This window comes from Pseudoduganella sp. OTU4001, from assembly GCF_038440195.1.
Taxonomy (GTDB): Bacteria; Pseudomonadota; Gammaproteobacteria; order Burkholderiales; family Burkholderiaceae_D; genus Rugamonas.
In genome coordinates this window covers 25,050-38,759 of record NZ_JASATG010000029.1, presented here as the reverse complement: position 1 = coordinate 38,759, position 13,710 = coordinate 25,050, and the positions used below count along the sequence as shown (strand labels likewise).

At 62.1% G+C, this 13,710-nt stretch carries 17 protein-coding genes; 10 read left to right on the top strand and 7 right to left on the bottom strand.

Annotation, left to right across the window (positions count from 1 at the left end):
- Positions 1–9 precede the first annotated feature (9 nt).
- Both AAHE99_RS21085 and AAHE99_RS21080 read left to right on the top strand, forming a co-directional pair.
- A complete protein-coding gene (locus AAHE99_RS21085) occupies positions 10–486 on the top strand; it encodes a hypothetical protein (protein ID WP_342119325.1) in 477 nt (158 codons plus the stop codon).
- An 84-nt stretch (positions 487–570) separates the two neighbouring features.
- Positions 571–1,383: a substrate-binding periplasmic protein gene (locus AAHE99_RS21080; protein WP_342119324.1), complete on the top strand. Its 813-nt coding sequence runs from the start codon at positions 571–573 to the stop codon at positions 1,381–1,383.
- A gap of 45 nt (positions 1,384–1,428) precedes the next feature.
- On the opposite strand, the gene rpmG is transcribed toward AAHE99_RS21080, so the two are convergent.
- The 4 genes from rpmG to AAHE99_RS21060 form a co-directional block, all read right to left on the bottom strand.
- Positions 1,429–1,599 (bottom strand): 50S ribosomal protein L33, encoded by a 171-nt coding sequence (gene rpmG, locus AAHE99_RS21075; RefSeq protein ID WP_028101815.1) that lies wholly within the window; start codon positions 1,597–1,599, stop codon positions 1,429–1,431.
- 11 nt (positions 1,600–1,610) lie between these two features.
- Positions 1,611–1,847 carry a 50S ribosomal protein L28 gene (gene rpmB / locus AAHE99_RS21070; RefSeq protein WP_008451488.1) on the bottom strand — a complete coding sequence of 79 codons (237 nt, stop codon included), beginning with the start codon at positions 1,845–1,847 and terminating at the stop codon, positions 1,611–1,613.
- A 117-nt stretch (positions 1,848–1,964) separates the two neighbouring features.
- Entirely contained in the window at positions 1,965–2,639 is a 675-nt protein-coding gene (gene radC / locus AAHE99_RS21065) for a RadC family protein (protein WP_342119323.1), read from the bottom strand.
- A 78-nt stretch (positions 2,640–2,717) separates the two neighbouring features.
- On the bottom strand, positions 2,718–4,622 hold the full coding sequence (locus AAHE99_RS21060) for a sialate O-acetylesterase (RefSeq protein ID WP_342119322.1): 1,905 nt from the start codon (positions 4,620–4,622) through the stop codon (positions 2,718–2,720).
- A 229-nt stretch (positions 4,623–4,851) separates the two neighbouring features.
- On the opposite strand from AAHE99_RS21060, the gene AAHE99_RS21055 reads away from it, so the two are divergent.
- From AAHE99_RS21055 to AAHE99_RS21030, 6 genes are all read left to right on the top strand, one after another.
- Positions 4,852–5,295, top strand: a complete 444-nt coding sequence (locus AAHE99_RS21055) for an FKBP-type peptidyl-prolyl cis-trans isomerase (RefSeq protein ID WP_342119321.1) — start codon at positions 4,852–4,854, stop codon at positions 5,293–5,295.
- Between the two features lie 6 nt (positions 5,296–5,301).
- Entirely contained in the window at positions 5,302–6,252 is a 951-nt protein-coding gene (gene ispH, locus AAHE99_RS21050) for a 4-hydroxy-3-methylbut-2-enyl diphosphate reductase (RefSeq protein ID WP_342119320.1), read from the top strand.
- 132 nt (positions 6,253–6,384) lie between these two features.
- Positions 6,385–7,314 (top strand): branched-chain amino acid ABC transporter permease, encoded by a 930-nt coding sequence (locus AAHE99_RS21045; protein ID WP_342119319.1) that lies wholly within the window; start codon positions 6,385–6,387, stop codon positions 7,312–7,314.
- A 13-nt stretch (positions 7,315–7,327) separates the two neighbouring features.
- On the top strand, positions 7,328–8,539 hold the full coding sequence (locus AAHE99_RS21040; RefSeq protein ID WP_342119318.1) for an ABC transporter permease subunit: 1,212 nt from the start codon (positions 7,328–7,330) through the stop codon (positions 8,537–8,539).
- A gap of 11 nt (positions 8,540–8,550) precedes the next feature.
- Positions 8,551–9,321, top strand: coding sequence for an ABC transporter ATP-binding protein (locus tag AAHE99_RS21035; protein WP_342119317.1), 771 nt, complete (start codon positions 8,551–8,553; stop codon positions 9,319–9,321).
- On the top strand, positions 9,321–10,043 hold the full coding sequence (locus tag AAHE99_RS21030; RefSeq protein ID WP_342119316.1) for an ABC transporter ATP-binding protein: 723 nt from the start codon (positions 9,321–9,323) through the stop codon (positions 10,041–10,043). The genes AAHE99_RS21035 and AAHE99_RS21030 overlap by 1 nt, the downstream gene beginning before the upstream one ends.
- 124 nt (positions 10,044–10,167) lie before the next feature.
- On the opposite strand, the gene AAHE99_RS21025 is transcribed toward AAHE99_RS21030, so the two are convergent.
- The 3 genes from AAHE99_RS21025 to AAHE99_RS21015 are packed head-to-tail and all read right to left on the bottom strand — an operon-like array spanning position 10,168 to position 12,742.
- Positions 10,168–11,124 (bottom strand): threo-3-hydroxy-L-aspartate ammonia-lyase, encoded by a 957-nt coding sequence (locus AAHE99_RS21025; RefSeq protein WP_342119315.1) that lies wholly within the window; start codon positions 11,122–11,124, stop codon positions 10,168–10,170.
- Between the two features lie 12 nt (positions 11,125–11,136).
- Positions 11,137–12,120, bottom strand: a complete 984-nt coding sequence (locus tag AAHE99_RS21020) for an ornithine cyclodeaminase family protein (protein WP_342119314.1) — start codon at positions 12,118–12,120, stop codon at positions 11,137–11,139.
- The gene (locus tag AAHE99_RS21015) at positions 12,110–12,742 is read right to left on the bottom strand and encodes a helix-turn-helix transcriptional regulator (protein ID WP_342119313.1); all 633 of its coding nucleotides are present in this window, start codon (positions 12,740–12,742) and stop codon (positions 12,110–12,112) included. Before AAHE99_RS21015 ends, AAHE99_RS21020 begins: the two co-directional genes overlap by 11 nt.
- A 66-nt stretch (positions 12,743–12,808) precedes the next feature.
- On the opposite strand from AAHE99_RS21015, the gene AAHE99_RS21010 reads away from it, so the two are divergent.
- Both AAHE99_RS21010 and AAHE99_RS21005 read left to right on the top strand, forming a co-directional pair.
- Positions 12,809–12,973: a hypothetical protein gene (locus AAHE99_RS21010; protein ID WP_342119312.1), complete on the top strand. Its 165-nt coding sequence runs from the start codon at positions 12,809–12,811 to the stop codon at positions 12,971–12,973.
- A gap of 185 nt (positions 12,974–13,158) precedes the next feature.
- Complete coding sequence (locus AAHE99_RS21005) at positions 13,159–13,434, top strand: hypothetical protein (RefSeq protein ID WP_342119311.1); 276 nt, start codon at positions 13,159–13,161, stop codon at positions 13,432–13,434.
- The last annotated feature ends 276 nt before the right edge of the window (positions 13,435–13,710 follow it).

The window sequence follows — 13,710 nt, the reverse complement described above, 5'->3', positions numbered from 1 at the left end:
GAGGCAGGAGTGAAATGGTTGATCTTGCCGCTGGCGATGATGCTGGCGGGTGGTGCGCAGGCCAAGTCCTGGCAGATACGGCCCGATGGGCTGGGGCCGTACAAGGTGGGCGCGCGGTATGAGAATCTTGGCAAGACTTTCGGCGGGCTTGGCCCGGCAACGCTTAGCGAGGATAAATCCTGCCGCGTGGCGCGCTCGCTGCGCTATCCGAATATCGAAGTGACCTTCGTGCGCAAGATAGTGGCGCGGGTCGATGTGGCCGGTGGCTACAGTACCGACCGTGGAGTACATGTCGGCGATGGACTGGCCAAGCTGCAGCGCGTGTATGGCGAAGCGGTCAAGCCGCATCCTCAGCACGCGGACTGGTTGATGGCCGATACGGGCGACCGTGAGCTATCGATCCGCTACATCATGCGCGAGGGCAGGGTGGCTGCCATCCACGCCGGCAAGCGCGAACAGTTACAAACGGTTGGCGGCTGTTCCTGACTTCCCGGCGGCAGCGTAAAATGGGTGCTCCATCGCCCATAACAAGGAAGTGCCCAATTGCCCCAACCGGCATGCCACCAAACCATGCGCCGCAAAAGCAGCTTGCTGGTGTTGTCGCTTGCGTTGCCGGTCCCCTTGCTGGCTAGACCGGCTCCGGAATTGGCGGTGGTCTACCCCGGGCCGCGTTCGGACAACGACAAGCGCGCCGGGTATTACCACCGACTGCTACGTATGGCGCTTGAGCAGTCGGGCGCCCGCTTCACGCTGCGCGCCAATCCCATGCCGATGGTGGGAGCGCGTGTCGTGCAAGAGATGACGGGCGGGCAGGGTATCAATATCACCTGGTTGCCGACCAGCCGGGAGTTGGAGCGCTTGCTGATTCCGGTAAGGGTGCCGCTGGACAAAGGGATTCTTGGCTGGCGCGTGTTCCTGATCCGAAAAGACGACCAGGCGCGCTTCTCCGCCATCCGCTCCCTCGATCAGTTGCGCAAACTTTCGGCGGGTTTGCAGCGTGATTGGCTGGATACCGAAATAATGCGGGCCAACGGCATGAATGTCACGACCTCGCCCACTTATGAAGGTTTGTTCCAGATGCTGGCCGCGGGCCGTTTTGATTATTTCCCGCGCGGCATTGGCGAGATCTGGCGTGAAGCGGAGCTGTACAAGGAACTGGGGCTGGTGGTGGAGCAGCGTCTTGCGCTGCATTACCCGTTCCCGAATTACTTTTTCGTCAGCCCCGGCGAACCGCAATTGGCCGCCGCGCTGTCACGCGGGTTGGAGGTGCTCGAGCGCAATGGCAGCATGGCCCGCCTGTTCGACGAGTACAACGGCGACAGCATCCGTCGCGCGCAGACCGACGCGCGTCGCGTGTTTGAGCTGAAGATGCCGCACCCATAAAAAAACCGCCCAAGTGGGCGGTTTTTCGTTCGAACCGAAGATCGATTACTTGATCTTGGTTTCCTTGTACATCACGTGCTTACGTGCTTTAGGATCGAACTTCATGATTTCCATTTTGGAAGGCATGGTGCGCTTGTTTTTGGTAGTGGTGTAGAAGTGACCAGTACCAGCGGTCGATTCCAGCTTGATCTTGTCGCGGCCAGTTTTTGCCATGATTCAGCTCCCTATTAAACTTTCTCGCCACGCGCACGCATGTCGGCCAGGACGGCGTCGATGCCGACCTTGTCGATTACGCGCAGACCGGCGTTAGACAGACGCAGGGAGACCCAGCGGTTTTCAGATTCAACAAAAATGCGACGGTTCTGCAGGTTTGGCAGGAAACGACGCTTGGTTTTGTTGTTTGCGTGGGAAACGTTGTTGCCGACCATCGGCTTCTTCCCAGTTACTTGGCAAACACGTGCCATGGCACACTCCTTGAATTACTTCCGAAATTGGAAAAACAAGAGTATATGGAAATTTCCCAAGATTTTCAAGCACTTGCGAAAAACAATTGTGTCACGAATTAACGTGAAATTTAACATTTAGATTTGACCGTGTTCGGCGAAGGAATGCACCTGGTGTCCCGCTACGACGAAGTGGTCCAGGATGCGGATATCCACCAGGGCCAGCGCCTGCACCAGCGCCCTGGTCAGCAGTACGTCCGACTCGCTCGGCAGGGGCGAGCCGGAAGGGTGGTTATGGGCCAGCATGACGGCGGCGGCGTTGCGCGCCAGGGCTTCCCGCACCACCTCTCTCGGGTAAACGCTGGTGTGGGTGAGGGTGCCGCGAAACAATTCGCAGGCTTCGATCAGGCGGTTTTTCACATCCAGGAACAGGACGTGGAAAGATTCATAAGGCTGGCCAGCCAGCGACAGCCGCAAGAAGTCCTTCACGGCGTGCGGCGAACACAGCTCCTCACCGGCCGACATTTCCTCGGCAATCGCGCGGCGTGCCAGTTCGACAACGGCTTGCAGCTGGGCGTATTTGGCGGCGCCCAGGCCGGGCATGGCGGTAAAGTCGGCGCGGCTGGCGTGGATCAGGGCGCGCAGGGAGCCGAAGCGCCCCAGCAGCTCGCTGGCCAGCGCCACCGCGTCTTTGCCGGGAATGCCGACGCGCAGGAAGATGGCCAGCAGCTCGGCATCGGACAGGGCTTGCGGGCCCGCTTTTAACAATCGCTCGCGCGGCCGCAGTTGTTCTGGCCAGTCGGAAATACCCATGGTCGCCTCCCTTGTGCCGTCCATCGCCCATTATCGGATGGGGCAGGGGAGGCGCCTTTGCGCTGGCTCAGTGTTTATCTACGCGCCTGGCTGCGCCCACACCAGGTCGGCCAGTTTGGTGGCGTTGCTGCGCAGGCTCGGGTCGGCGGCCAGTTTCTGGCGGTAGGTCGCGATTTCCGTAGCGGACGGCTGGCGCAGCACCGCTTTCAGGAAGGCGGCGCGGATCTTGTATTCGTCGCTGGAGGCCAATTCGTTCGCGATGGTGATCGACGGCTTGCCGCCCTGGTAAGCCGCCACGAGGGCGACGAACTCGGGCGCCTGGATGTCGATTTCCGCCGCTACGCGGTTCAGCGCGTAGACATGCAACAACCAGATTTGCTTTTGCGCTGGCGTCAGGCCGACCTCGGCGGCGGCCTGGGCGCGCAGGCTGGACTCGGCGGCGCCAAGCGACAAGCGCTTGACGTAATACGCGACTTCGCTCGCTGTGGGCGCGCGGTTGACTACTTGCGGGAACCAGTTGCGCAGGCGGTATTCGTGCGAGTCCTGCATCAGCGGCTTGATGACGGCGTTGGCGTGGGCCACGATGTCGGCATCGGTCTGCAGGTTCTGCAGCGCCAGGTACTGCACCCAGTAGGTGAAGCCGCTGTCGGACAGGATCTCGTCCGGCGTGCGGCGCAGCACTGTGCTGAACAAGTCCCACACCGCCTTCGCTTCCGGCACCATGGTTTCCGTCGCGGGCAGCGGCGAGCTGAAGCCCATCGCGCGCGCCACCTGGTCGGCCCACATCTTGCCGTGCAGGGTCAGCGACTTGCGGCGGAAGTGCAGGCCGTCCGGGCGGTATTTGTGCTGGCCGTCGCGCATATAGCCCGCCATCAGGTCGGTGTCCGGACCTTGCAGGAAGGTGACCTGGCCGGGCACGGCGCCGCGCGTCGGTAGGTAGTTCTGGGCGCGGCGGATCGCCTGTTCGCCAGCCCATTTGTATTGCACGTATTCCGGCTTGGCGTACCAGTGCTCGTTGGTATAGCTGGCGCGCGCCACCATCCACGGCTGGCCGCAGCCGGTGCGGCGCTTGAACTCCTCGGCCACCTTTTGCAGGTCGCGCGCGTAATTGTTGCGGAGGTTGGCGTAGTCGCGATCCTCCACGGGATTGCTGAGCGCATCGCCTTCGCCCTGGTGCCACAGCACGGCACGGAAGCTGCAGTAGACCGAGCCGTTGCCAAGGTAATTGGCGAGCGCGGCGCCGGCTGGCCGCAGCCTGCCTTCGAACAGGTTCATCTGCTGGCCGGTAATCGGGTCGGAGGCGGTCGAGCCCGGCAGCCAGAAGCGCACTGCCGTGCCGCCGCGCGCCACGTTGATGATGGCCACCGGCACCTGGGTGCGGGCGCCCAGTTCGTCGGCAAAGGCAATCCACGGCGTCCCGGAGCGCGCCAGGTCCCAGGCGGTGGCGAACTCCATCGTCTCCTTCAGTGGCGACCAGGCCTTGGTCAGCGGATTGGCCATCATATGGAAGGAGTTGATATCGGCCACGGCCGGTGCGCCATCCAGGGTGCCATGGCTGGCGGCATTGCTCTGGCCCGCCACCAGGAATACATCGCCCACAGAAAACGCCGGGCTATCCCAGCGCAAGCGCTCGGTGCTGCCCTCGAAGAAGGACACGCGCACCCGCCGCTGGGTCTTGCCGGTCGCCAGGGAAAACTCCAGCAGCTTGCCAGGCTGATAAGCCGTGGCCGGCACCAGCGTGCGTTCGACGGCGCCGGCCGGCGTCAGCAGGGAAATCGTGTAGCGGCTGTAAGTGGCCGGGATTGCGCTGGTAGGCTGCAAATACACCGTCCCAGGCGAGCTGGGCAAATTGCCATTACGCTGGAAAACCTGGTTGGGCTTGATGCCGACCATGCTGAGTGACGATTGGGCATAGACGGGCGCGGCCACCGCTGCGACGAGCAGGGCTAAGCAGGCAGCATGCCTGCGAGCAACAAAACGCATGATTTGTCCGAATGTATTTAAAACGAAAAAGATGACATTCAGCCAAACTTGCGTCTGGCCGCTGTTGCCTAGCGGGGAGTTTTGTGGATTTTTGGAATTCCAGCTGGTGCGGAGAAATAGTACCACAGGGCAAGTTGCCGTCTAGCATCACGAAAGCAACAGTGTGGCGCGGCCCGCAGCCTGCCGCCTTGGCTTACAATAGAGGTTTGCCCGTTTACGCAAGTCTGCCATGTCCAACGTTGTTACCGCTTCGGCTTACCTCACCCTGCATTACCGCCTTGCCTCCATGGATGGCGTGAATATCGTCTCCACTTTCGAAGGCAATCCAGCCACGCTGATGCTGGGCCAGGGCCAGTTGGCGCCGAACCTGGAAGCGCTGTTGATCGGCCTGCCGGAAGGCACGCACAAAGTGTTTGAACTGGAGCAGGGCGCCGCCTTCGGCCCGCGCAACCCGGACCTGATCCAGGCCGTGTCGCGCGCCACCCTGGACGAGAACTCCGATCCGGACAATGAATACAAGGTCGGCGACCTGGTCGACTTCAACGCCCCGAACGGCGGCCGCTTCGCCGGCGTCCTGCGCGAACTGCGCGACGACGTTGCCATCTTCGACTTCAACCACCCGCTGGCAGGCCAGCCGGTCAAGTTCGAAGTGAACCTTATCTCTGTGCTGTAAATAGACATGGAAAAAGAAATCCTCCTCGCCCAGCCGCGCGGCTTCTGCGCCGGTGTGGACCGCGCCATCGAGATCGTCGAGCGCGCGCTGCAGCAGTTCGGCGCGCCGATCTACGTGCGCCACGAAATCGTGCATAACGCCTATGTGGTGGAAGACCTGCGCGCCAAGGGCGCCATCTTCATCGAAGAACTGGACGACGTCCCGGCCGGTAATACCCTGGTGTTCTCGGCCCACGGCGTATCCAAAGCCGTGCGCGCCGAAGCGGAAGCGCGCGGCCTGTCGATCTTCGACGCCACCTGCCCACTGGTGACCAAGGTGCACGTGGAAGTGGCCAAGATGCGCAAGCAGGGCTGCGAGATCATCATGATCGGCCACGACGGCCACCCGGAAGTGGAAGGCACCATGGGCCAGACCGAAGAGGGCATGTACCTGGTCGAAACGGTGGAAGATGTGGCCGGCCTGCAGGTCCAGAATCCGGACCAACTGGCTTATGTGTCGCAAACGACACTTTCCGTGGATGATACGGCACAAATCATCGAAGCCCTTAAGGCAAAATACCCGAATATTATTGAGCCGAAAAAAGGCGACATCTGCTACGCCACCACCAACCGCCAGGAAGCCGTGAAATTCATGGCGCCGCAGGTGGAAGTGGTGATCGTGGTGGGCTCGCCGAACAGCTCCAATTCCAACCGCCTGCGCGAAGTGGCGGAGAAGAAGGGCACCCCGGCCTATATGGTGGACAACGCGTCGCAGATCGATCCAGCCTGGCTGGAAGGCAAGCTGCGCGTAGGCGTGACGGCTGGCGCCTCGGCGCCGGAAGTGCTGGTCGATGCGGTCATCAACCGCCTGAAAGAACTGGGCGCGCGCAGCGTGCGCACCCTGGACGGCGTGGAGGAAGCGGTGACTTTCCCTCTGCCAAAAGGTCTTGATGGCGGTAAAAACAACAGCGCCCAGTGAAAATTTTGTAAAAAGCTAATTTTCCACGATTAGTTTTCCGGAAACCTCGCTATTATGGCGAACGCTTCCAAATGGCGGCACCACGAGGGCAACCTTGGGTGCCGTTTTTTATAGTCTTAAAGGGCATACTCGATGGATACGTTTATCCAACAAATTCTTAACGGCCTGGTGCTGGGCAGTATGTATGCGCTGGTCGCCCTCGGTTATACGATGGTGTACGGCGTGCTGAACCTGATCAACTTCGCCCACGGCGACGTGCTGATGATTGGTGCGATGATCGGCCTCTCCATCCTGAATTTGCTGGGCGTGTATGCGCCGGACCTGCCGGGGTATATGAAGCTTGGCATCGCGATTATTGGCGCCATCCCGGCCTGCATGATCGTGAATATCCTGATCGAACGCATCGCGTACCGCCGCCTGCGCAACGCGCCGCGCCTGGCGCCGCTGATTACCGCCATCGGCGTGTCCTACCTGCTGCAAACCTTCGCCATGATGATCTGGGGCCGCAACCCGCTGCCGTTCCCGCAGCTGCTGTCGTCTGACCCGATCATGGTGGGCGGCGCGGTGATCACCGTGACCCAGGTGTTGCTGCTGGTGCTGGCCGCCGCTTCCATGTTCGGCCTGGTGATGCTGGTGGAGCGTACCCGCATGGGCCGCGCCATGCGCGCCGTGGCAGAAAACCCGCGCGTTGCAGGCCTGATGGGCGTGGACTCCAACCGCATCATCGTCGCCACCTTCGCCATCGGCGCCGCACTGGCCGCCGTGGCGGGCGTGATGTGGGGTGCCAATTACGCCTCGATCCAGTTCGCCATGGGCTTCATGCCTGGCCTGAAAGCCTTCTGCGCTGCGGTGCTGGGCGGTATCGGCAATATTTATGGCGCCATGATCGGCGGCATTGTGCTGGGCATTATTGAATCGCTTGGCGCAGGCTATATCGGTGAACTGACTGGCGGCTTCCTCGGTTCGCACTACCAGGATATCTTCGCCTTCATCGTGCTGATCCTGGTGCTGACGGTGCGTCCATCGGGCATCATGGGCGAACGCGTGGCCGACCGCGCTTGATGGGGATGTGACAATGCTGAATTTCGACGTACAAAAGAATCCAAAGCAGGCCTACATCAGCATGGCTGTGGTGCTGGCTGTGCTGATCATCTTCCCGTTCGCCGCCGCGCCGTTCGGTAACTCGTGGGTGCGAATCGCCGACCTGGCGCTGCTCTATATCATGCTGGCGGTGGGCTTGAATATCGTGGTGGGCTTTGCCGGCCTGCTGGACCTGGGCTACATCGCGTTCTACGCGGTGGGCGCCTACATGACCGGCCTGCTCGCATCGCCGCAGTTTGCGACCGTGCTGGAATCGCTGATCAATATGCATCCGGCCTTTGGCGAGGCGCTGGCCGCCATGCTGGGCGAGGATATCCGCACCAACGGCATCCACTTGTCGGTATGGGTGATCGTGCCGATGGCGGCAGCCCTGGCGGGCTTCTTCGGCGCGCTGCTCGGCGCCCCGACCCTGAAGCTGCGCGGCGACTACCTGGCCATCGTCACCCTGGGCTTCGGTGAAATCATCCGTATCTTCATGAACAACCTGAATGATCCGGTCAACATCACCAACGGCCCGCAGGGTATCAACCTGATCGACCCGATCCGCGTGTTCGGCGTGAACCTGGCTGGCGAAGCCGGCTCGCGCGCCACCGTGGTGGTGGGCGGCTTCTCGATGCCTTCGGTGAACGCCTACTACTTCCTGTTCCTCCTGCTGACCATTGCGACCGTGTTCATCACCTCGCGCCTGCAGCACTCCCGCCTGGGCCGCGCCTGGGTGGCGATCCGCGAAGACGAGATCGCGGCCAAGGCCATGGGCATCAATACCCGCAACGTGAAGCTGCTGGCGTTTTCCATGGGCGCGACCTTCGGCGGCGTGGCGGGCGCCATGTTCGCTTCCTTCCAGGGCTTCGTGTCGCCGGAATCGTTCTCGCTGACCGAGTCGATCGCCGTGCTGGCCATGGTGGTGCTGGGTGGTATCGGCCATATCCCTGGCGTGGTGCTGGGCGGCGCGCTGCTGGCGGCACTGCCGGAAATCCTGCGCCACGTGGTGGAGCCGCTGCAAATGAAACTGTTCGGCAAAGTGCTGATCGAGTCGGAAGTGCTGCGCCAGCTGCTGTACGGCCTGGCCATGGTGGTGATCATGCTGACCCGTCCGGCGGGCCTGTGGCCTTCGCCCAAGCATGAAGACCGTCCGGATGCGGACGCGGACTCCAAAGGCCAGTCGACCGGCGTAATGGCAGCATGAGGTGTGGTGAGATGAGCGAACAAGTAATCCTGAATATCGAAGGCGTCAACAAACGATTCGGCGGCCTGCAGGCGCTGACCGATGTGCGCATCAAGATCAACAAAGGCCAGATCTACGGCTTGATCGGCCCGAACGGCGCCGGCAAGACCACCTTCTTCAACGTGATTACCGGCTTGTACCAGCCGGACACCGGCACCTTTGAGCTGGCCGGCAAGACGTACTCGCCATCCGCGCCGCACGCGGTGGCCAAGGCCGGCATTGCCCGTACCTTCCAGAACATCCGCCTGTTCGGCGAGATGACCGCGCTGGAAAACGTGATGGTGGGGCGCCACGTGCGCTCGCACCAGGGCGTGTTCGGCGCGATCTTCCGCCACAAGGCTGCGCGTGAAGAAGAGGCGGCGATCCGCCAGCGCGCGCAGGAGCTGCTGGACTTCGTCGGCATCGGCCAGTTTGCCAGCCGTACTTCGAAGTATCTGTCGTATGGCGACCAGCGCCGCCTGGAAATCGCCCGTGCGCTGGCGACCGATCCGCAGCTGCTGGCGCTGGACGAACCGGCGGCCGGCATGAACGCCACCGAAAAACTGGCGCTGCGCGAGCTGCTGGTCAAGATCAAGAACGAAGGCAAGACCGTGCTGCTGATCGAGCACGATGTGAAGCTGATGATGGGCCTGTGCGACCGCATCAGCGTTCTCGAATACGGCAAGCTGATTGCCGAAGGTTTGCCAGCCGAAATCCAAAGTAACAAAGCAGTGATTGAAGCCTATCTGGGAGGAGCGCACTGATGGGCGCCAATGTGTTGAAAGTTTCGGGCCTGAAGGTCGCGTATGGCGGCATCAAGGCAGTCAAAGGCATCGACCTGGAAGTCAATGAAGGCGAACTGGTAACGCTGATCGGCGCCAACGGCGCCGGCAAGACCACCACGCTGAAGGCGATCACCGGCACCCTGCCGCCGTGCAAGGTGGAGGGCACCGTGTCGTACATGGGGCAGTCGCTGAAAGGTTCGCAGTCCTTCCACCTGGTGGAGAAGAAGCTGGCCATGGTGCCGGAAGGCCGCGGCGTGTTCACCCGCATGACCATCACCGAGAACCTGATGATGGGCGCCTACACCATGAACGACAAGGCTGCGATTGCAGCCGATATCGAGAAGTGGTTCAGCGTTTTCCCGCGCCTGAAAGAGCGCGCCAACCAGCTTGCCGGCACCCTGTCCGGTGGCGAACAGCAGATGCTGGCGATGGCGCGCGCGCTGATGTGCCATCCGCACTTGCTGCTGCTGGACGAGCCATCGATGGGCCTGTCGCCGATCATGGTGGAGAAGATTTTCGAAGTGATCCGTGACGTGCACAAGCAAGGCATCACGATCCTGCTGGTGGAACAGAACGCCAAGCTGGCACTGCAAGCCGCCAACCGCGGCTACGTGATGGAATCCGGCGCGGTCACCATGACCGGCAACGCCGAAGACATGCTGCACGACCCCCGCGTCAAAGCCGCCTACCTCGGCGAGTAAGCTACAGCAGAGCCCGTGTCCACCTTGGGGTCAGGCTCTTTGGTAGACACAGACTCAAGCGCGTTGCGCTTGAGGTCGTGTCTACCAAAGAGCCTGACCCCAAGGTGGACACGGACTCGGCCGTTTAGGCGAGCAGGGCGGCGAAGCGTTCGATGTCGACGTTGCCGCCGCTGATCAGCACGCCGACGCGCTTGCCGCGCAGTTGCTCTTTCATCTTGCGCGCCGCTGCGAAGCCCAGGCAGCCGGTCGGCTCCACCACAATCTTCATGCGCGATGCGAAGAAACGCATTGCATCCACCAGCTCGGCATCGCTGACGGTCAGGATATCGTCCACATCGCGCTGGATAATTGGGAAAGTCAGCGAGCCCAGATGCTGCGTCTGCGCGCCATCCGCAATCGTCTTCGGCGTGTCGATATGCACAATCGACCCGCTACGGAACGATTGCTGCCCATCATTGCCCGCTTCCGGCTCCACGCCATACAGCTTGCACTTCGGCGATAGAGCGCGTGTGGCCAGCGCCGAACCGCCCAGCAGGCCGCCGCCGCCCAGGCAGACGAAGAAGTAATCCAGCTCGCCCGCTTCCTCGAATAGTTCCTTTGCCGCCGTACCCTGGCCGGCAATAACGTCCGCGTGGTCGTAAGGCGGAATCAGCGTCATGCCTTTTTCCTCGGCCAGCTTGCGGCCGATCGCCTCGCGGTCTTCCTTGTAGCGGTCATAGGTCACCACATTGCCGCCATAGCCGCGCGTGGCAGCGATCTTCGATGCCGGCGCATCCTCCGGCATGATGATCGTGGCCGGAATGCCCATCAGCTTGGCCGACAGCGCAATCGCCTGCGCGTGATTGCCCGACGAGAAAGCCACCACGCCTGCCTTGCGCTGCGCCTCGTTAAAGCGCGACAGGGCATTGAAGGCGCCACGGAATTTGAAAGCGCCCATGCGCTGCATGTTCTCGGCCTTGAAGAACACTTCCGCGCCAAGTTCCTCGTTGGCGGTGCGGGAGGTCAGCACCGGCGTGCGGTGGGCGTGGCCTTCAATGCGGCCTGCTGCCGCAACGACGTCTTCATAAGTTGGGATGGTCATAAGTCTCTCTCTTTACCAGGGCCAGGCAATGTTCTGGCCGATATTGTTGGCGAGGGCGCGCTCGTACAGCATGCGCACCGTGGTCAGGTCTTGCAGGGCAATGCCCGTCATGTCGAAAATCGTGATGTCGCCGGGCGCGCGCACGGCCGGGGCGGCCAGCAGTTCGCCCAGTTCGGCGGCCGGCAGCTCGTGCCCCCATTGCAGCTCGCCGATGCGCCGTGCTTGCGGCAGGTCGTCGGCCCATACGCGGGCGCGTTCCAGCAGGCCTGCTGGCAGTTCGCGCTTGCCTTGCGTGTCGGCGCCGACGGCGTTGATGTGGGTGCCTGCGCGGACCGCGTCGGCGCTGAACAGGGCTTCACGGCCCGGCGTGGCGGTGATGACCACATCGGACGCGGCCACCGCTGCATCCGCTGCCGCCGTGCGTGCGGCGCCGGCCAGTGCGATGTCGCAGCGTCTGGCGAACCGCGCCTCAAAGGCGGGCTCCTGACGGCCATCGGAAGTCACATAGCGCACGCGCTTGAGCGAGGGCAGGGCGTGCAGCGCATATTCCACGTGACCGCGCGCCTGCACGCCGGTGCCGAACACGCAAAGCTGCTCGCTATCGGCGCGCGCCAGCAGCTGCAGGCCAATCGCGCCGGCAGCGGCGGTGCGGGCGGTGGTGACGGCATTGCCATCGGCCACGCACAGCGGGCGTCCGGTGCGCGGGTCGATCAGCATGATGGTGGCCTGATGCGCCTCGCCCCCGGCCTCGCGGTTGCCTGGCCAGAAGCCGGCGGCCTTGAAGCCAAGCAGCTCCTGCGATGGCACGTCGCCCGATTTGATGCCGAAGATGGCGCTGCCTGGCAGCTCCTCGCGCACCAGCGGGAACACGCGCGCCGAACGCGCGGCATGCAGTGCGAAGGCTTCGCGCACGGCGGCGCGCACATCGTCGGGCTGCAGCAGTGCGGCGACGGCATCGCGGTCCAGCATCAGCAGGCGGGCATCGTTATTTCGCATAGTTGTACACCGTGGCACGGGAGACGCCCAGGTGGGCGGCAATGGTTTCCATCGAGCGTCGCATTTCGAGCAGGCCGGCGTCGCCCAGTTCGCGCATCAGGGCGCGGCGGTCTTCTGCCTTCAACGCGCGCGGCGTGGTGGAGAGGCGGGCGGCGAATTGTTCGATATGGGTGCGGATCGCGTCGGCACCTGCTGCTGGCGCCAGCGATTCGATTACGGCCGCCGCCGGGTCGACATTGCTGAACTGGCCCAGCATCGCTTGCAGGCTGCGGAACAGGTTCAGGTCCACGTTCAGGCACAGGGCGGCGATGTATTGCTGGTTCTGGTCCTTGATACCGATCGAGGTACTCTTGGCGGGACGGCCGTCGGGGAAGGTGTTGGGATAGTTGGCCAGCACCTGCGGGAAGGCCGGATCGGCAATCCGCGCCAGGCCCAATTCCGTCGCCGGATCGCCCACCGCGCGGCCCGAAAGGTTGTTGTGGATCGCCAGCACGGCGTGGCTGGGATCGAGCAGGTCGTGCAGCACTACCTCGGTGAAGGGCGCCAAGGTGCGGCCTAGTCCCTCGGCCACATGTTTCATCTGCTCCAGCAGGTGCTGCTGGTCGGGAGTGCGGATTGTCATCAAGACAGATTATCTCAATTTAGATTGAATGTCTAATTTTTACGCCGCCCCCGGCAATGTAGCGATATGAAAATCACATCGATCGGCCCCATCGTGGTCCAAGAACTCAAAGACGCTCCTCGCGCCACCGGCAAACCTTTCGCCAGCCCCCTGGCGCAAGAGCTCGAGAACTATATGAAGCTCACGCCCGCCCAGCGCATCCGCGAAGCGGTGCTGAAAAGCTTGGCCTGACTGAGGAGGAGCTGGCCGCCATGTCGCCCGCTGCCCGGAAGGGGATTGAAGACAAGATCGGCCAAATGGTGAAAGAAATGCTGGCCGAATCAAACAGGATTGATCGTCCTCAAAGTCCAGTCCCGCTTGCTTGAAATGCAAGCCGCCCCCACCCATACTGAAGTATCAAGAGGGAGGACGGAGAGATGGAAGGCAAATCCGATGGAGTTTTTGTTCCGCTGAACATGGCGCAGCGGGAATCGCTTGAACGCTTTGCCGCCGAATTTGGCATGCCGGTTGGCGACTTTCTTCGTTCGGCAGCGGAATGCATGTTTTTCCTGGAACGTAACGAAGTACTGAGCCGCGCCTTGAGCAAGGCCCGCGGGGTCTCAGACGACGCAGAATGGCAGCGATCAATGGAAGAAATTGATGCGTCTCAAAAGCGTGTCTGGGACATGCTAAACAGCCATCCGGTGAAATGATGGGCCTATTCAGCGGGCTCGCGAATGCAGTCTACACTTCGCTAAATGCCCCAGCGGTTGGACGCATTGAATGCCAGGGTCATTGAGCAGCAGAAAGCGATCACGCTACTTACGGAGCGCGTGATCCGGCTGGAAGTCCTGGTGGAAGGAAGCCGGACCCGGCGGCGGGATGATTCGAACGACCGGCCAGTTTGAATAAAAAAAGCCCCGGACTATGCCGGGGCTGATGAAGGACACCCGCTGAGAGGAAACCACGGATGCCGAGGAGACCTTTAA